Consider the following 17,388-nt stretch of genomic DNA (forward strand, 5'->3'; position numbering starts at 1 on the left):
CAGCTTGAAGAAGTTCTTCCCGATCGTCGCTTTCATCGCCGTCGCGCTGATCAGCCTGACAATGGCGGGATTCGCCTATTTCGCCACGCAGGAAGCGGCGCGCATCAAATTCGAGGCGACGGCGGACGACGCCCTCAACCGGATCGATAGCCGCATCGACCTGCATCTGTCGATGCTGCGATCGACACACGCACTGTTCGAGGCTCGCAATGGTGACATTTCGCGGAGCGAGTTCAAGGCGTTCTTCGATGCGCTGGGTATCAACGACAATTTCGCCGGCCTGCGCGGCATCGGCTTTCTCCGGCTGGTGAGAGCCGGCGACGAGGCAGCGGTCGAGCGTGCCATCCAGCACGACTATGGCGTCAGCGATGCGATCTATCCGGCCACGACAACGCTGCCGTGGCGTGCGCCCATCACGCTGTTCGAGCCACTGGATCCTTCCAATCAATCCGGCATCGGCTACGACATGTTCACCGAACCGGTGCGGCGCGAGGCGATCGAAAGGGCGATGGCCGACAATCAGCAGCACGCGAGCGGGCGCGTGCAGCTAGGCCAGGAAACAGGTGCTGCGCAGACCTTCACCGGCTTCCTGGTCTTCGTGCGGCTCAACCTCGAAACCGCGGCGGACGGCATCGATGCGTCGAGATCGTCGACAACAGGCTTTCTCTATGCGGCGTTCCGCGCCCGCGACCTGTTCCAGACCGCGCTCAGCCGGACGCCGCTGCTGCCGGTCAACATCGAAATCTATGACGGCAAGGTGGATGCCGACCATCTTTTGTTCCAGTCGGAAACGCCGCCGGCGTCGAGCTTCGGCGACAGGTTGCTGGTTTCTCGCGAACTCACCATCGCCGGACGTCCATGGACGGTCCTGTTCAGGCCGACAAGCGCCTTCTCGCAACCTTCCTCGCGCGCCATTCCGGTGATGCTCGGCCTGTTCGGACTGCTGCTCGCGGGAACCATCGCGCTGGTGGCCCGGTATCAGGAGCGGGCCTATGACGCGGTCTCGCTGCTTCATGAGACGACGGAAAAAAGCCTGCTCGAAAAAGACCTGATGCTGCAGGAGATGAAGCACCGCATCAAGAACTCGATCACGCGGGTGCTGGCGATCGCGCGCCAGACGGCGTCGCACGCCACCGACGTCCACGAGTTCTCGTCCTCTTTTTCGGCCCGGCTGCAAGCGATGGCGGCGTCCCAGGACATGCTAACGCGCTCGCGCTGGCAGAAAGCCGATCTTGGCGATCTCTTGCGCATCGAGCTTGGCCAGGTGTTCGGCAAGGAGCTTCCCGACGGGATATTGTCGGGGCCAGAGGTGTTGCTCGACGAGACGACGACGCAAGCGCTCGGCCTGACCTTTCACGAACTGGCGACGAACGCGCTGAAATATGGCGAAACCGGCAATTCGGCCATTATCAGAAACGGCGACTGGTCGCTCAAGGTCGACTGGTCGGTCGAAGGCCATAGGAGCGACCGGACCCTGGTTCTCAACTGGCGCGAAGCCGGCAAGAAGAAACTCGAAGCACCTGTCAAAACCGGTTTTGGCACCAAGCTGATCGATCTGAACGTGACGCGCGAATTGCGCGGTAGGATCAATCGCGATTTTCACGATAGCGGGCTGAGCGTGGAAATCAGGATCCCGCTGTCGGACTGAAAGGCTGCCGCAAACCGAGCATTTTCGAAGTCGCCCAAATGCAGCGCCCCAAATACAGCGCCCAAGTAAACAGAGACCGGCTCGTCCGGTCTCCGCTTCCAATGCCTCTTGCGTTTGAAACGGATTAGCAGCGAGCCGTAAACAGACGGCCACGGTTGTCGCGGTACTGGCAATAGCCATTGCGCAGGTTGCGCACCAGAAGGCCGGTACCGGCACCGATGGCTGCGCCCACCAGCGCACCCTTGCCGCCGTCAATCAGGCCGCCGGCCAGAGCGCCGACACCGGCGCCGACGCCGACGTCCTGCTCGGTGGTGCTGCAACCGCTGACCGCGATCGCGGCAACCATGGCAATAATCATCTTCCGCATAGGGCCACTCCTCGCCTTTGTCCTCACTTGTAGCTCCGTCCGTCATTTAACACGCGCAAAAGCGTTTTGCCCTGCTCGATTTCATTGTTGGCTAAGAGAATCTTTTTCGGGGCGCGCGCCGCTCGAGGCAACCTCAAGATCGGAAATCTCCACGGAAGCGTCGAGCGTGCCGTCCGGGCGCACGTTCCAGACGATCTGGTCGTAATCACCCTCAAGCGCCGGATCGACGGAAAGGCATTTAGCAATGATGCGCGGAGCCTGACCCTGCACATCGTGCAAGGCAAACGGGCGCGCGGCGGTGCACTCCTGAGCGGTTTCGAAAACGCTCACCGATACCGGCAGTTCGCGGCACTCGGTAATCGTGTTCGAACAACCTATGACCAGCAGCACGGCAGCGATATGTTCCATGGCGACGATCCTCCCGCCATAGAACGGGCCACATCCGCCAAAGTTCCTGCGATGCCGGCTGGCGCGACCCTTGGAGATCAGGCCGACATCAGGCAAGCGCGAGCCGCCGGCCACTTGCGTCCGACGCTTTGCATTAAATTGTTATCGCAAAACCGCTGCACACCCTCGGTTCAAGCCCGAGGGCATCCCTTTGCATGACATGCACTAGACCAACTGGAACGCGGCGGCCAGGACGACCACTGCAGCCAGCCCGATTGCGGCGAGGCCGGGGATCGGCAGGGAAGCACGGGGCGACCGCATTGCGGATGCTTCGGGATCCTGAAACCCGCTCATCGAAACGCGTGCGGCCTGTTCCAGCCTGTTGATGTCGGCAACCGTCAAAGCCATTCCTCCCGTGCGCAGCAACTGCGATCGAAAACGTCATGCGGAGTGGTGCCTGAGAAAAACAGCATCGAACTTTATGGTGAACAGATGGTTAAGCCGGCGCGGCCGGTATCAATCCCAGCTCTTGGCCAACCCCCTCGGGCTCGGCTGTTGCCCGTTCAATCCGTCTCGAAATTGCTGCGAGGAACGACGAGATGGTACTCGAGACGATCCCCGCTGATTTCAAGTTTCGCCGTGCCGTTCAACGACGCAGGCACGACGCGCTCAAGCGCGACGCTGCCAAAGCGCTTCTCGCTGGGCTGATTGTCATTGGCTCCGATGGCCTCGGCCCATGTCAGCGACAGTGCGGTCTCGCCAGCGGCAGCGGCCGTCAGGTCGGCCGTCACCTCGACGAACCCGTCGGCTCGCGACAGAGCGCCATAGCTGACAGAATTGACGGCAAGCTCGTGCATGGCCAAGCCGATATGCAGGGCGGCATTGGGATTGAGGTAGGGATTTGCACCGCGAAAACGCAGGCTGCGCACAGGGTCGGCTCCATAGCGGCCGACCTGGCCGGACACCAGTTCGCGCAATGCCGCTCCCCGCCAGTTGGACGAGGTCACCAGGTCCTGGGATGAGGCAAGCGACTGCAGCCGGCCGCGAAAGCGTGTCAGGAAATCACTGAGCGTGTCCGAATAACGGCTGGTCTGGGTGGCGATGCTCTGGATGATGGCCAAAAGGTTCTTCGAACGGTGGCTGACCTCGCGCAGCAGCGTCTTCAGGGTTTGCTCGCGACGTTTCTGCTCGGTCGTTTCGACCATGGTGGTGACGACGCCCTGAACGGCGCCGCCGTCGTCATGATCCGCGTCTACCCATATTCGGAACCAGCGGACGCCATCGTCGGCGGGAATGCTGAGCTCAAGATGTTCCGGATTGCCGGATGCGACGACCTGGCGTTTGGCCGCGCCGATGCGCTCCGCCTGCGCAAGCGGCAGGATGCCGTTGCCGTCGCCCGTGTCGGACCCCCCCGTGTCGGAAACCTCCGTGCCGGAAATCCCCGTGTCGGCAATCCAGGGCGGGCGCATGTTGCGGGCCCAGACGGTTTTCATCTCGCGATCCTGATAGAGAACCGAAATACCGGCATTGTGCAGTGCATGGAGAAGGGCCCGGCCAAGCTGCATTCCACTCTCAGCGGACTGCAAAGCAATGATCTCATCGCTCCGTCCGCTGTCTTTCATGTCTCCGACTCTGGATTGCATCGGTCACTTCACCCGCCCAATGCAGGCTGAACGGCTGACGGAAAATTGGGTTCCAAAAAGAAGTCCGCCGAGCGACGTCCTGCTAAGGACATCGCCCGGCGGTAGCTGGAAACCGCTTGAGGGGTGCGGCTCCCAGTGTTCGATCGCAGTTCACGACGCGCGTTTGAACAAGCCCGCAATAAGCGAAATGATCAGGAACGCGAGAAAGATGAAAAACAATATCTGCGCTATACCAGCCGAGGTGCCGGCAATGCCGCCGAAGCCAAGAGCGCCTGCAATGATCGCGACGACGAGAAATACCAGGGCCCAGTAAAGCATGGTCCATCTCCTTCAAAATAGTATGCCAAAAACGTCTTTCGCTGCCGTTTGTTCCAGCATTTCCCGAAAAAGACGATCCCTGGAAAGCTTTCCCGCTCGAATTGACTCGAAGGACCATCATGCGCAGGGAGTTGCAAGTGATGGTCGCCGGCCGCAAGCGGCCAGTTCTACCATCTGTGGAACTGTGGAAAGGGGCGCTCGAGGCCGGGCTGCCCGGCCCTATGCAGCGGCTTTCGCATGCCGGTCGAAGAACAGCGCCTGGCTGATCAGGGCCTTGACCATCTCCGGATTGAACGGCTTGGTCACGAGGAATGCCGGCTCCGGCCGCTCGCCGGTAAGGAGGCGCTCGGGAAAAGCGGTGATGAAGATCACCGGCACCGGGGTGGTCGACAGGATCTCGTTGACCGCTTCGATACCCGAGCTGCCGTCGGCAAGCTGGATGTCGGCCAGCACCATCTTCGGCCGCGTCTTGGCGAACATCGCCACCGCCTCGGCATGGGTACGCGCCGTTCCGACAACGCGATGGCCCAGGCTCTCGACCATTTGCTCGATGTCCATGGCGATCAGCGGCTCGTCCTCGATGATCAGCACATCGGTTGCCACCTGGCGGGAAATCTCGTTGCTGGCCTCGGCAAGAAGCTCGGAGAACTCCTGATCGTCGACGTCGAGGATCTCCGCCGCCTCGTCTTCGCTGAAACCTTCGACGGCGACCAGCAGGAAGGCTTGGCGCGGACGGGGTGAGATCGCGTTCAGATTGGCGGCGGCGCGCTGTTCCCACGCCGACTGCGGGTGTTCTTGCGGAACGCGGATGGCGACCGAGGTGAACAGCCTGGCGAAGACCTTGTAGAGCGCGATGCGGTCGTTCGACGCGTTCGGAAAGATGTCGACGTCGGCGATGATGGCTTCAAGCATCGCGGCGACCAGCGCGTCGCCACTCTCCTGCGATCCGGAGACGGCCCGCGAAAAGCGGCGCAGGAACGGCAGGTGTGGAGCGATGGTTGCGGATAGGCTCATGATAGACGTCTCCCTCTGACGTAATTGCATAGGTTGCAGGCCAAGCTGATGACAAGCCCCGAAAATAAACCCTGAAAATATAAACGCCGGCTTTCCGAAAAAGTTCCGAGGGCTTGGAACTAATGTAAGCGGAAGGCGTTTGAGATCGGGACTGGCAACCAGACGAGGGGGCCGCCTGCTTTGCGTCGTGTATTGAAGGGCGGCAGGGTACTGGGAACAAAGGGCGAAATGACGACATGAGGAAAGACAACACGGCTGGCGCTGCAACGAACAGGCGCCGGGCTGCTTCCGGCGACCCGCTCGGGCCAAACTCGGAAATCGGCCGCAAACTCAAACAATATTACGACGAGCTGGTCTCCGACAATGTGCCGGATCGCTTCGCCCAATTGCTCAGACAGTTGGAACAGGCCCAACCTGCACCTGCACGGAAAAAGGATTGAGGCATGGCGGCCGTGTCCCAGAGCTTCAAGACGGATCTGCTCGCCTCGATTCCGAGCCTGCGGGCCTTTGCCGTGTCGTTGACGCAAAACGCCGACAAGGCCGACGATCTGGTGCAGGAAACGCTGGTGAAGGCGTGGGACAAGCATGAGAGCTTCGAGCCGGGCACCAATCTCAAGGCATGGCTGTTCACCATCCTGCGCAACGAATTCTATTCGCAGATGCGCAAGCGCGGCCGCGAGGTGCAGGACAGCGACGGCATCATGACCGCCAGGCTAGCCGTCCATCCGGCCCAGCACGGCCAACTCGACCTCAAGGACTTTCGGAGCGCGCTCGAGCAATTGCCTGAGGACCAGCGCGAAGCCATCATCCTCATCGGCGCGTCGGGCTTTTCCTACGAGGAAGCCGCCGAAATTTGCGGCTGTGCGGTCGGAACGATCAAGAGCCGCGTCAGCCGCGCCCGCACGCGGCTGCAGGAAATCCTGAAGATTTCCGGCGATGACGAGTTTGGTCCGGATGCGATCTCAGCTCAGGTGACGGGGTCGAACGCCGCCTGAATACGCACCACCGGTAATGGGACCCTGTAATCGGGCTCCGGTTTCTGGGACATCAAACAACAGGTCCGCGCCCGCACGCCGACGCCACTGCCTCCACGAGATCGTCTCCCGAATAGGGCTTGGTGACCAATCTGACATCCGGAAACGTCACCTTGATTTCGTCCATGTCGGAATGGCCCGAGGCGAAGACGAAAGGCACGCCCGATTCGTGCAGCCGCGAAGCGAAATCGAGTGTCGAAGTGCCGCCCAGCATGAGGTCGACGATGGCCGCGTCGAATCGCGAGGCAATGCTCTGCCGATCGATCTCAGCCAGATCGCGGGCGACGACCACATCGCCGGCGCCATAGTCGCGGCAAAGCTGCTCCACATCCATGGCGATCAGGAATTCATCCTCCAGAACAAGAATCCGCAATCCGTCAAGCAATGGGGGCACGTGGCGATGTCTCCGTGGGGCGCAGGGAACAGGGAGCGCAAGGGCTAGAGGAGTCATGATCCCTATTTGGCTTCCTGTCATTTAAAGTTATTTCGCATCCTGTCATTTAAAAAAGACATGCCGCGCAGATGGCGGAACCTCGACGCCTGCAGGACGTTTGCTATCGCCCTCCGGAAGAGGGCTTCGAAGAGGGATTGAAATGTCTGGCCAGAACGGCCGTTCCTTGTCCGCCCGCCGGTATTCATGTGAGAACTGCCCACTGCGGCCGTTGCCGGCGTTCCGGGCGTTCGAGAAGCAGGAACTCGTCTTCGTCAATGGGTTCAAGAAGGGCGAACTGGCCGTCGAGAAGGGCGACACGGTTCTGGTTGAGGGAAGCCGCAGTGCCCATCTGTATACAGTGCTGTCGGGTTGGGCATTCCGCTACAAATTGCTGTCGGATGGCCGCCGGCAGATTCTGAATTATTCCATGCCAGGCGACCTCATCGGTCTGCAAGGCAGTCTGATGGGCGAAATGCAGCACTCCGTGGAAGCTCTGTCGCCGATGCTGCTCTGCCTCTTCGAGCGGGACGCCCTCCCCGAACTCTACCGCAGCCATCCGGGCCTCGCCTACGACATCACCTGGATTGCCGCGCGAGAGGAGCGCATGCTCGACGAGAACCTGCTCAGTATCGGCAGACGCACCGCGCTCGAGCGTGCTGCCTATCTCATCGCCTTCATCTCCACTCGCGCCAGGGTGGTCGGGTTGAACGGCAGGACGCCCGTGCAGATTCCGATCACCCAGCAGCACCTCGCCGATACGCTCGGCCTGTCGCTGGTCCACACCAACAAGACGATCCGCAAGCTGATCGATCGCAAGCTTATCTTCTGGCGCGACGGCGGCTGCGAGGTGGTCGACAACGAAAGGCTCAAGGACCTCGCCCGCTGGGAAGGGTTGAGCGAAGGTCGCCGACCGCTGATCTGAGCGGCTAGCGGAGACGTGCCGGGCTGGACTCGGCCGCGCAAACACCCTTTCATGGCAGTTGTTCCGATTTCGGAACCTTGGGGTGGGTCGAACGTTTCGACCCGAGCAAACGCAAGGAGTCAAGCAATGGCGACTGCCGCAGGAAAGTCCCCGAACGAAAGCCGGCCGAATTCGGACCTTGAAGAAGACATCAGGCAGCTGAAAGTCGACATTCAGAAACTCACCGAACAGCTGGCCGAGACCGGCCAACACGGTTACGGGGCTGCTCGTCGGGTTGCTGCGGAAGGGGTCGAGCAATTGCGCTCCCAAGGCGAAGCAGCCTTTGAAAATATGCGTAGCAACGCCAAGGATATCGAAGCTCAAGTGGTGGCGAGCGTGCGCGAAAAGCCGGTCACGTCGCTGGCAATCGCGGCTGGCGTCGGCTTTCTGTTTGCGCTTCTCGCACGCCGCTAGTCTCAGCCCAGATGGGAATGCTGGCATCGTTGATCTCGGCTCTTGCCTCGGGTGAAGTCGTTGCAGCCGTGCGCCGCGCGCGCACGGCTGCGATCGTCTATGCGCTCGCAGCACTTGCCGCACTGTGCGGCCTCGGTTTCCTCGTCGGAGCGGCCTATGTCTGGGTGGCGGGTCGCTATGGGCCGATGGCAGCCTGCCTTGGTTTCGGGGTCGGCTTCCTGCTGATCGCAGGGCTCCTCCTGCTCATCCATCAGCTGTCGGCTGGCGCGCGCGCCCGACGCCGGGCGCGGAGGCGCAATGCCGATATGAAGGCGGTCGGCATCACGGCCGCGCTCGCCGTGCTGCCGGCGCTACTCAAGGGGAAAGGCGGCTTGGGCACGATACTCGCCCCGGCGATTGCACTCGCCGCCTACGCAATCTACCGCGAGAACACAAAGCCCGATGCCGACGATCCGGATGCCGGCGAAGCGAAATAGCTCGAAGTTCTTCTTCGGGTTGGCATCGTGTTGGCAATGATCCGAAAAACCGGGTTCCACTTTTCCCTGACATGGACCTTTGGTTCGAGATCCATGGTCGAGCCGTCACTTCGGCAGATGCTCCAGCGGCATCGATATTTCGGCGAATACGCCTTCCGGCCGGAATTCGTGGGTCACTTCACTGGAGATGACCTTGGCCAGGCTGCGGCGGATCAGGATCGAGCCGAAGCCGTGGCGTTCGGGCGAGGCAACTTCAGGCCCGCCGCTTTCGCGCCAGGTCAGCACCAGGCGCCGAGCGCCTCTTCGCTCCTGTGCCTTCCAGTCGAGATCGACCTTGCCCGAGGCCGCCGACAGCGCTCCGTGTTGCAGCGCGTTGCTGGCCAGTTCATGCAGGATCAGGCCAAGCCCGACTGCCTGGTCGGGCGAAAGCAGCAGATCGGCGCCTGAGATCGTCATGCGCGGCTGATCGGCGGTGTCGAACGGCTTGACCTCGATCTGCACGAGTTCGCGGATGCCAATGCCGCGCCACTCGCGGTCGGACAGCAGGCTGTGGGCGGCGCCCAGCGCCTGAAGCCTGGCGCTGAAGGCGTCGAGGAAATCCCTCGGCTGGCGGGCATGGCGAACTGTCTGCGTCGCCAGCGCCTGGACGGTGGCCAGCGTGTTCTTGACGCGATGGTTCAGCTCGCGCAGCAACAGCCGCTGCCGCTCATCGCCGAGCTTGCGTTCGGTGACGTCGTAGTTGACGCCGAAGATCAGCGTCGGCTTGCCGTCGCCGTCGCGCTCGATGACCCGGCCGCGCGTAGCGAGCCAGCGCGGCGGACTGAAGCCCTTGACGCGGTATTCGCCAAAATAATCGTCGCCGCCGCTCAGCGCGTCGCGAAAGCGCGTCTCGGTCTGGTAGACATCGCGCGGGTCGATGGCGGCAACGATATCGCGCGCCCTCAACCGGGTCGAGCGCGGCAGGTCGAACAGCTCGGATAACCGGGCATCGCATTCGATCGTGTCGGTGTGAATATCCCATGCCCAGCTTGCGAGCGATGCGGCATCGAGCGCAATGCCGCGCCGCTTCTCCTCGCGCGCCAGTGCCGCAGCGGCGCCGGCGACGTTGCGGGTGGCGTCCTTCAATGCGAACAGGCTGGCAGCGAGGCTGGCGAGCGCCGTCAATTGTTCGAGCTGGGCGGCGGACGGCGACGCGCGCGGCCTCCGGTCGAGCGCGCAGAGCGTGCCGATCCGGGCACCGGCCACCACAATCGCCGCACCCGCATAGAAACGGAAATGATGCTCGCCAGTGACCAGCGGGCTGGCGTTGAAGCGTGGATCCATGGTCGCATCCGTCACCACCATCGGTTGGTCGCCGGCAGCAATGGTGTGGGCGCAGAAGGATGTATCGGTTGCGGCCTCGGTCTCGTCCAGGCCGACACAGGACTTGAACCACTGCCGCTCGACATCGACGAGCGTCACCAGCGCGACAGGTGTTTGCATCACCGCGGCGGCGAGCCCACTGATAGTGTCGAAGTCAGGATCGGCCGCCGTGTCGGTTGCGTCGAGATCATGAAGCACGGCAAGCCGATCTTGCGCCGTTACCACGCTAAGGACATCGACCGGCAGATTCGGCTTTGTCACTACCCTGCTATCCACAAGTCCCCCAGATGCATCGGCTTGCAGCCATCCGCGCTGAGCCCAGTTGCCGGGCCCTAAAACCGGAACCTTCGCCCTGAGGAACCGTTACCCAACCACATTTTGCCAGCCGCGCCGCCAGCGCCAACCGACATGCCAGCGCCAAACGAAATGCCAGCGCCAACCGAAATGGAGGCCGATCATGCCCAAGATCGTTCCTGAAGACAAAGCCCGGCAGGGACGCTGGGGGTGGCACACCTTCCGTATCTTGATCGCTGCGCTGCTTTTGGCGTTTATCGCCTGGGGCATCGCCGAGATCTACGGCAACATGATAGACCGGACGCCGACAACCGAACAGGGCGAGCTTCCCAGGAACGAGCAGGGCGAGATTCCCAGAGGCTGAAGCCTTCCGATCGACTGTGCCGGGATGCATCACGCTGCCCTTGCTTGGACGGCGCGCGCCGGGACGAGAACGTTCAGCGCACCAGGATGAATTTCGATCGTCGTTTCGCGGTCAAGCCTGACCAGTTCGCCATCCATGACGGCGCGAAATTTCTTCGCAGCCGAGTGGAGTTTCAAAACGGCCCGGTCAGCCTGGTGGATCTCCACATGCTCGCTGTCGCGCCATTTGCCGCGCGCCATGTCGAAGAGGACCCTGACCAGTTCGCCACGCCGCCGCGCCACCGTGACATAGATGCCGAGCACGCCGCCGGCGGGATTGTCGGCATAGGGCAGATGACCCTCACCGAACAGATTGTTGGTGATGCCGATGCCGGTGGTGCGCGTCACGATCTCGGCCTCGCCGATGGTCAGCGTCACCTTCATCGCCGAAGGGTTGTTGATCGCCGCCCAGGCAGCCTTGGCCGAGGCCCGCATCTTTCCCAACCGCGAGCCATACTCCATGGCTTGGCGAAGCTGGACCATCCTGGCATGCATGCCGATCGAGAATTGATGCACGAATGGCTTGCCGTTGGCGGTTGCCATATCGACTGCAATAACCTCACCGTCGGCAAAGGATTTCACGGCCGCGTCAAGGGTTTGTGGAATGCCGAGCCCGCGCGCGAACAGGTTCATCGTGCCAGCCGGTAAAATGGCAAGCGCTTTCTTGCTGCCCATCAACCGAGCCGCCGCGGCCGAAATGGTGCCGTCGCCACCACCGGCCAGCACAATGTCGACACTGTGCCTGGAAGCGATGCGGTCCAGCGTTGCGACGATGTCCTTGCCGGCAACGATTTCGATATCGATGCAGTGACCTGCTGCCTCCAATGCCTGGCGCATCCGGTCGCTGAAGGCGGAGAGATCAATCGTCCGCAGGGTGCCGCCCTCCTGGTTCAGCACCGCCGCAAATCGCATTCCCCCGCTCCGATTTTTCTTGGCTACCATTGGATAATCATCGGCCGCAACAGACCGAGCCATGGGCCGAAACGGGGCGGTTGAAAAAAAGTTCCGCAGCTCTAACGAAAATACAGGAGCCAATCTCACCCGGCCAAACGCATAATTGAGCGCGATTCGGGTGGTTTTTTCACACGCTCGCCCTGGTGTCGGAACAACGGCGCGGTCACGACGTTGTGAATGTGTAACGCCGCGACCGATCTCCCCTGCTCGCGGCCAGAGATAACGCATGAGGAGGATTACGATGATCCGCACCCTTTTATCCACCACCGCACTGGCAGCGTTGATTGCGACCGGTGCATATGCGCAGGAAGCCACCACACCGGCGCCCACCCAGGACCCGGCGGTCCAGGAGACCGCTCCGGCGGCTCCCGTTGCGCGGGCCGAGGGCAGCCTGATGACCAATATCATTGGTGAATCGGTCTATAACGGCACCGGCGACGATGCCGAGAACATCGGTGAGGTCAGTGATGTCGTCTTCGATGAAAACGGTCAGGCGAAATCCGTCGTCATCGGCGTCGGCGGCTTTCTTGGCGTCGGTGCCAAGAATGTCGCTTTCGACTACAACAAGCTGCAATGGGCCGAACGGAATGGCGACCGCTGGCTGATTGCCGAAACCACAAAAGATGAGTTGACGGCTCAGCCGGACTTCGATCGCAAGCCCTATGATCCGGCTCCTGCGGCCACCGACACCACGGCTACGGCTCCCGCTCCATCGACCTCGACGGATACAACGGCGCAGAATGCTCCGGCGGCTCCAGCCGATAGCGCCGCAGCTCCGGCCGAACCTGTGAAGAGTGCCGACGGCAACCTTGCCACGAATATCATCGGCGAAACCGTCTATAACGGCACTGGCGACGACGCTCAAAACATCGGCGACGTGAACGACATCGTTCTGGCCAAGGATGGCAAGGCCGAGTCGCTGATCATTGGCGTCGGCGGCTTCCTCGAGGTTGGCGAAAAGAATGTCGCCTATCAGTTCGACAAGGCCAAGTGGGCGGAGAGGGACGGCGACCGCTGGCTGGTCGCCGAGACCACGAAGGAAGACCTGGAGGCGCTGCCGGAGTTCGACCGCGAGTCCTATGATCCCGCCCCGGCGACAACCGCATCGACTGACGCGGCGACGCCGGCGCCAGTGACCACCACCCCTGCTGTCACTGCGGCTCCAGCCCCGGCGGAGAAGACTGCGGAAGCTCCGGCTGCAACGCCTGAACCCGCTGCTCCGGCTCCAATGGACAAGACAGCCGAGGCTCCGGCGACGACGCCAGACCCGGCTGCTCCGGCACCGGCGGACAAGACAGCCGAGGCTCCGGCTGCAGCAACGCCTGACGCAACCCCCGACCAGACGAAGACCGCGGCGATCGACAAGTCGGCGCTGACCGAAATGCCGATCAACGAAATCCGCTCCGAGGATTTGGTTGGAACCACCGTCTATGGCGCCAACGATGTCAACGTCGGTGAGATTGGTGACGTCGTGCTGACCGGCGACAAGAAGGTCGACGCCGTCATCATCGACGTCGGCGGTTTCCTCGGCGTTGGCGAGAAGGAAGTGGCGATCGGCATGGACAACCTTAAATTCATGACCGATAAGGATGGCAATCGCTATCTCTACACGAACTTCACCAAGGAGCAGCTCGAGGCGCAGGCCCCCTATGACAAGGCCACATATGCGCAAAACCGCGACACCCAGCGCATGATGATGCGCTAGCTTGCGCCAACGATGAAAGAGGCCCGCGCCCGCAACGGCGCGGGCCTTTTCATGATGGGAAAGGTGGCAGGCCTGCGACGTGGCCGACCACGCCATCCTCGGTCAGTTCGGCAAGCGCCAGCGACTGATCGAGATGTTCGGCCCGCCAGGCAAGCAGCCTTTCGGCAAGCTCCAGCCGGACCGGCAGATAGGCCGGATCGGCAGCGACATTGCTCAGTTCGTCCCGATCCTTCTCCAGGTCGAACAGCAGCGGCGGCAGGCCGCCGCCGAAATGTACATATTTGAATTGTTTCGTGCGGATGACCGCCAGATTGCACTGGCGCGGACCGATGCCGAAATAGCGCTCGGCATCAGCGTCGGCAACCGAGCGGAAATCGAACTCCCAATGCGCCGCCTCGCGCCAATTGCCCGGCTCCCCGGCATCCAGGAACGGCTTCAGCGATTGTCCGTCGAGATGCTGCGGGGATACCTCGCCAAGCAGATCGAGCAATGTCGGCGCTATGTCCACCGCTTCGGTGAAACGGTCGACGCTGGCGCCGGCCGCCTTGCGGCGACGCGGATCGCGGACGATCAGCGGAATATGAAAACTGCCGTCGAAGAAGCCGCCCTTGCCCAGCATGAAATGGTCGCCCATCATCTCGGCATGGTCAGAGGTCAGCACGACGATGGTGTCGTCCCAGGCATCCGCCGCCTTGACCGCCTGCCAGATGCGGCCAAGCTGCGCGTCGACTTCCGAGATCATGCCGTAATAGTGCGCGCGGATGCGGCCAAAATTGTCGTCGCCCCAGTCGCGCACCTTGCCCTCGGCGCCGGGGCGGAAATTTGCCCGCTGCTGCTGGTCAAGTTCATAGGCGAGGTAGGGGTGGCTCTGCGCCTCGGCCTGCCAGTTCGCGGCGCGGCGGAAGGCTGTTCCGTCGGCTGGGCCATACATCTTGTTGTAAGGCTCCGGCACGATGAAGGGCGGATGCGGGCTGAGGAAGGAAAGATGCGCGAACCACGGTGTACCGCGCTCCTGTTCGCCCAGCCAGCGGACGAATTCGCCGGTCAGGAAGGCGGCTGGGGTCTCGTCCTTCGAGTAGACGGGCGGTGAGGTGGTCACGGCACCGTCCGTCGTGGCAGCAACGATTTCGTCCGCTGGGCGATGGATATCGGGAAAACCGGCGCTGCTATCGATGCCGCGCGCCTTGAGCCATGACAGCCACGGTTTCTGGTGCTCCGGCAGGAGTTGGCGCACGGTGAAGCCGGGCAGCACGCCTTCATAGCTTTTCAGCCGCGGGTCGCCTGGCGTCAGCGTGCGCGGATCGGGCGACACGTCGGTATAGCCGAACAGCGTCGGATCATAGCCGAGACTGCGTGCCGAGAGCGCGATGTTGCCATGGCGGGCGTCGAGCGGCGTGCCGTTGCGGCAGACGCGGTTGTTCATCTGGTAAAGGCCGGTGTAGAGGCAGGCGCGTGCCGGCGAGCAGGGCGCCGCCCCGCCAAAATGCTGTCGAAACAGCACACCCTCGGCGGCGAGCGCATCGGCATTCGGCGTTCGCACCACCTTGTGGCCTGCCGCCGACAGGCAGTCGCCGCGCCACTGGTCGCAGGTGATCAGGAGAACATTCGGGCGTCTGTCTTTTCTGACCACTGCTGGTGTCCTTCATCGAAAACCTGCCGCTCATGGAGCCGAATTTTTGTGGAGACACAAGCCTCAGGCGTTCGCTAAATGGTGAACAAACGTCTCTTTATTGTTCACCCTTAGAGCACAGTCTATTCTGTGTTTGCGGCCTTTGCCGCCGGCTGGCGGCTCCTCATATTGGCGTGGACCGCGGCATGGGCCGCACAGGACAAGCGAAGGAGCAGCAAAATGCTCGACCAGATCAAGGGTCTGCATCACGTCACCTCGATGGCCAGGGATGCGCGCCAGAACAACGAGTTCTTCACAAAAAAGCTCGGCCTGCGCCGGGTCAAGAAAACCGTCAATTTCGACGCACCGGATGTCTACCATCTCTACTATGCCGACGAGCTCGGCACGCCGGGTTCGGTGATGACCTATTTTCCGTTCCCCAACATCGGCAAGGGCCGCCACGGCGTCGGCGAGGTCGGCACCACGGTCTATTCGGTGCCCGAAGGCACGCTTGCATATTGGGAAAAGCGTTTTGCCGATGAGGGCGTCGCAGGGCTGTCGCGCGAAGAGAGCTTCGGCGAGAAGCGCCTAGCCTTCGCCGGTCCCGATGGCGACGGGTTTGCGCTGGTCGAGAACAAGGCCGACACCCGTACGCCGTGGGCGAAGGGCAATGTTCCCTCGGACGAGGCGATTCGCGGCTTTCACTCGGTGTCGCTCAGGCTGAAGGATGGCGGCGCCACGGAAGAGTTGCTGAAATTCATGGGCTATGAGGAAGTCGACACGTTCGGCACTGTAAAAAGGCTGGCGCTGAAGGAGGGCAACGGCGCCAACATCGTCGATATCGAATCGCTGCGGGGCGCCGCTTTTGCCGATCTCGGCGCCGGCTCGGTCCACCACGTCGCCTTCGCTGTCGAAAACCGCGCCAAGCAGCTCGAAGTGCGTAAGGCGCTGATGGACACCGGCTACCAGGTGACGCCGGTGATCGACCGTGACTATTTCTGGGCGATCTATTTCCGCACGCCGGGCGGCGTGCTGTTCGAAGTCGCCACCAACGAGCCGGGCTTCGACCGCGACGAGGACGTCGCCCATCTCGGCGAGGCGCTGAAGCTGCCGTCGCAGCACCAGCATCTGCGGCCCTATCTCGAGCAACATCTGCAAAAGCTGGAAGACTAAAAGCGCATCGCGTTTGACCAGGTTGGGCGACGCGCCTTTAGTTTGGTTTTGTGCATGTCGTCATCGCAAAACCGCTGCGCACTTTTGCGCGACATGCATTAAGGACAAGGCCATGAGCAAGGACGCTTACACCTACAAGACACTGCCCGGTTCGCCTGATGGATCGCTGCTCTTCGTCTTCCACGGCACCGGGGCCGACGAGAACCAGCTTCTGTCGCTCGGGCGCGATCTCGCGCCGCAGGCGACTATCGTTTCGCCGCGCGGCGATGTCTCGGAAGACGGTGCTGCGCGCTTCTTTCGCCGCACCGGCGAGGGCGTCTACGACATGGACGACCTGGCGCGGGCGACGGACAAGATGATTGGCTTCGTCAAGGCGCATATCGGGGCGCATGTCGAGGCGTCAAATCCCGCGTCGGTGCTTGGCCTCGGCTATTCCAACGGCGCCAACATCCTGGCCTCGGTGGTGTTCGCGGCGCCCTCTCTGTTCGACGCGGCGGTGCTGATGCATCCGCTGATCCCATTCGAGCCGGAAATCGAGGGAAGTCTCGCCGGCCGCCGCATCCTGGTCACGGCAGGCAGGCGCGATCCGATCTGTCCGCCCAACCTGACGTCGCGGCTAGAAGCCTATTTGCGCGCCGATGGCGCCGATGTCACAGTGGAGTGGCATGGCGGCGGCCATGAGGTGCAGTCGAGCGAGATCGAGGCGGCGCGGCGGTTCCTGTCCGCTACGCCGGCAGAAGGAGCGTAAGCAATGCCTGACCAATTGCCGGAGGTCGAACTGGAGGATCGCGGTTCCAAGGGCCGTTATCTCCTGCGCGGGCCTGACGGCGCCGAGGCGGAGATGACTTTTACCAAGATCGGCGAGCACCAGATCATCATCGACCACACCGAAGTGCCGGATGCGTTTCGCGGCCAGGGCGCGGGGCTCAGACTCGTTACCCGCGCCGTCGAGGACGCGCGCGCGGCGGGCAAGAAGATCATTCCGCTCTGCCCGTTCGCCAACGCCCAGTTCCGACGTCATCCGGAATGGGCCGACGTGCTGAAGCAATAGCGTCGATCCCGGCGCCAGGCCTCGGCGCACGATGACGGTTGAGGGCGGGCAGCCACAGCGCATCGCTTCATCGCGGCGCCCCCTTCTCCCCTTGTTTGTGGGAGAAGGTGGCCGCCCACGGGTCTTGCCTCGGCAAGCCCGAG

The 17,388-nt window shown here is 62.2% G+C and carries 21 protein-coding genes; 11 read left to right on the forward strand and 10 right to left on the reverse strand.

The genetic code is table 11. The features are described 5' to 3' along the window. Positions 1-4: 4 nt before the first annotated feature. Positions 5-1,648: a CHASE domain-containing protein gene (locus AC0L15_RS20435; RefSeq protein WP_473496903.1), complete on the forward strand. Its 1,644-nt coding sequence runs from the start codon at positions 5-7 to the stop codon at positions 1,646-1,648. Between the two features lie 124 nt (positions 1,649-1,772). On the opposite strand, the gene AC0L15_RS20440 is transcribed toward AC0L15_RS20435, so the two are convergent. The 6 genes from AC0L15_RS20440 to AC0L15_RS20465 all read right to left on the reverse strand — a co-directional run bounded on the left by AC0L15_RS20440 (position 1,773) and on the right by AC0L15_RS20465 (position 5,377). Beyond that, a complete protein-coding gene (locus tag AC0L15_RS20440; RefSeq protein ID WP_027153471.1) occupies positions 1,773-2,015 on the reverse strand; it encodes a YMGG-like glycine zipper-containing protein in 243 nt (80 codons plus the stop codon). An 81-nt stretch (positions 2,016-2,096) separates the two neighbouring features. Further along, entirely contained in the window at positions 2,097-2,423 is a 327-nt protein-coding gene (locus tag AC0L15_RS20445; RefSeq protein WP_128246031.1) for a hypothetical protein, read from the reverse strand. A gap of 204 nt (positions 2,424-2,627) precedes the next feature. After that, positions 2,628-2,810 (reverse strand): hypothetical protein, encoded by a 183-nt coding sequence (locus AC0L15_RS20450; RefSeq protein WP_139172587.1) that lies wholly within the window; start codon positions 2,808-2,810, stop codon positions 2,628-2,630. A gap of 155 nt (positions 2,811-2,965) precedes the next feature. Then, positions 2,966-4,045 carry a sensor histidine kinase gene (locus tag AC0L15_RS20455; protein WP_473496874.1) on the reverse strand — a complete coding sequence of 360 codons (1,080 nt, stop codon included), beginning with the start codon at positions 4,043-4,045 and terminating at the stop codon, positions 2,966-2,968. A 150-nt stretch (positions 4,046-4,195) separates the two neighbouring features. After that, positions 4,196-4,363 (reverse strand): DUF1328 domain-containing protein, encoded by a 168-nt coding sequence (locus AC0L15_RS20460; RefSeq protein WP_023797107.1) that lies wholly within the window; start codon positions 4,361-4,363, stop codon positions 4,196-4,198. A gap of 219 nt (positions 4,364-4,582) precedes the next feature. Continuing rightward, the gene (locus AC0L15_RS20465; RefSeq protein ID WP_023797108.1) at positions 4,583-5,377 is read right to left on the reverse strand and encodes a response regulator; all 795 of its coding nucleotides are present in this window, start codon (positions 5,375-5,377) and stop codon (positions 4,583-4,585) included. A 236-nt stretch (positions 5,378-5,613) separates the two neighbouring features. Here AC0L15_RS20465 and AC0L15_RS20470 point away from each other — a divergent pair, with 236 nt between their 5' ends. Beyond that, the gene (locus AC0L15_RS20470) at positions 5,614-5,817 is read left to right on the forward strand and encodes a NepR family anti-sigma factor (protein ID WP_287066581.1); all 204 of its coding nucleotides are present in this window, start codon (positions 5,614-5,616) and stop codon (positions 5,815-5,817) included. 3 nt (positions 5,818-5,820) lie between these two features. Continuing rightward, the gene (locus AC0L15_RS20475) at positions 5,821-6,372 is read left to right on the forward strand and encodes an RNA polymerase sigma factor (protein WP_023797110.1); all 552 of its coding nucleotides are present in this window, start codon (positions 5,821-5,823) and stop codon (positions 6,370-6,372) included. 52 nt (positions 6,373-6,424) lie between these two features. Here AC0L15_RS20475 and AC0L15_RS20480 read toward each other — a convergent pair whose 3' ends face one another. Then, positions 6,425-6,745 (reverse strand): response regulator, encoded by a 321-nt coding sequence (locus AC0L15_RS20480; RefSeq protein WP_473496905.1) that lies wholly within the window; start codon positions 6,743-6,745, stop codon positions 6,425-6,427. A gap of 259 nt (positions 6,746-7,004) precedes the next feature. On the opposite strand from AC0L15_RS20480, the gene AC0L15_RS20485 reads away from it, so the two are divergent. The 3 genes from AC0L15_RS20485 to AC0L15_RS20495 all read left to right on the forward strand — a co-directional run bounded on the left by AC0L15_RS20485 (position 7,005) and on the right by AC0L15_RS20495 (position 8,695). Then, positions 7,005-7,766 (forward strand): Crp/Fnr family transcriptional regulator, encoded by a 762-nt coding sequence (locus AC0L15_RS20485; protein ID WP_287247149.1) that lies wholly within the window; start codon positions 7,005-7,007, stop codon positions 7,764-7,766. A 126-nt stretch (positions 7,767-7,892) separates the two neighbouring features. Beyond that, complete coding sequence (locus tag AC0L15_RS20490; RefSeq protein ID WP_287066577.1) at positions 7,893-8,219, forward strand: ElaB/YgaM/YqjD family protein; 327 nt, start codon at positions 7,893-7,895, stop codon at positions 8,217-8,219. Positions 8,220-8,230: 11 nt separating this feature from the next. Then, the gene (locus AC0L15_RS20495) at positions 8,231-8,695 is read left to right on the forward strand and encodes a hypothetical protein (RefSeq protein WP_091593224.1); all 465 of its coding nucleotides are present in this window, start codon (positions 8,231-8,233) and stop codon (positions 8,693-8,695) included. Positions 8,696-8,800: 105 nt separating this feature from the next. Here the strand turns inward: AC0L15_RS20495 and AC0L15_RS20500 are convergent, their stop codons facing one another. Then, positions 8,801-10,333, reverse strand: coding sequence for a sensor histidine kinase (locus AC0L15_RS20500; RefSeq protein ID WP_473496876.1), 1,533 nt, complete (start codon positions 10,331-10,333; stop codon positions 8,801-8,803). Positions 10,334-10,514: 181 nt separating this feature from the next. On the opposite strand from AC0L15_RS20500, the gene AC0L15_RS20505 reads away from it, so the two are divergent. After that, positions 10,515-10,715 (forward strand): hypothetical protein, encoded by a 201-nt coding sequence (locus tag AC0L15_RS20505; RefSeq protein ID WP_023797117.1) that lies wholly within the window; start codon positions 10,515-10,517, stop codon positions 10,713-10,715. 29 nt (positions 10,716-10,744) lie between these two features. Here AC0L15_RS20505 and AC0L15_RS20510 read toward each other — a convergent pair whose 3' ends face one another. Then, the gene (locus AC0L15_RS20510; protein ID WP_473496878.1) at positions 10,745-12,115 is read right to left on the reverse strand and encodes a diacylglycerol/lipid kinase family protein; all 1,371 of its coding nucleotides are present in this window, start codon (positions 12,113-12,115) and stop codon (positions 10,745-10,747) included. Between AC0L15_RS20510 and AC0L15_RS20515 the strand changes: the two genes are divergently transcribed. Then, complete coding sequence (locus AC0L15_RS20515) at positions 12,102-13,412, forward strand: PRC-barrel domain-containing protein (RefSeq protein WP_473496879.1); 1,311 nt, start codon at positions 12,102-12,104, stop codon at positions 13,410-13,412. The genes AC0L15_RS20510 and AC0L15_RS20515 overlap by 14 nt on opposite strands. Positions 13,413-13,461: 49 nt before the next feature. Here AC0L15_RS20515 and AC0L15_RS20520 read toward each other — a convergent pair whose 3' ends face one another. Beyond that, positions 13,462-15,042, reverse strand: coding sequence for an alkaline phosphatase family protein (locus AC0L15_RS20520; protein WP_287305571.1), 1,581 nt, complete (start codon positions 15,040-15,042; stop codon positions 13,462-13,464). A gap of 219 nt (positions 15,043-15,261) precedes the next feature. Here AC0L15_RS20520 and AC0L15_RS20525 point away from each other — a divergent pair, with 219 nt between their 5' ends. The 3 genes from AC0L15_RS20525 (at position 15,262) to AC0L15_RS20535 (ending at position 17,245) form a co-directional block, all read left to right on the forward strand. Further along, a complete protein-coding gene (locus AC0L15_RS20525) occupies positions 15,262-16,194 on the forward strand; it encodes a VOC family protein (RefSeq protein WP_473496881.1) in 933 nt (310 codons plus the stop codon). A gap of 112 nt (positions 16,195-16,306) precedes the next feature. Further along, positions 16,307-16,942: an alpha/beta hydrolase gene (locus AC0L15_RS20530; protein WP_287066567.1), complete on the forward strand. Its 636-nt coding sequence runs from the start codon at positions 16,307-16,309 to the stop codon at positions 16,940-16,942. Between the two features lie 3 nt (positions 16,943-16,945). Then, the gene (locus tag AC0L15_RS20535) at positions 16,946-17,245 is read left to right on the forward strand and encodes a GNAT family N-acetyltransferase (RefSeq protein WP_287066566.1); all 300 of its coding nucleotides are present in this window, start codon (positions 16,946-16,948) and stop codon (positions 17,243-17,245) included. The last annotated feature ends 143 nt before the right edge of the window (positions 17,246-17,388 follow it).

The organism is Mesorhizobium sp. WSM4846 (assembly GCF_055811415.1).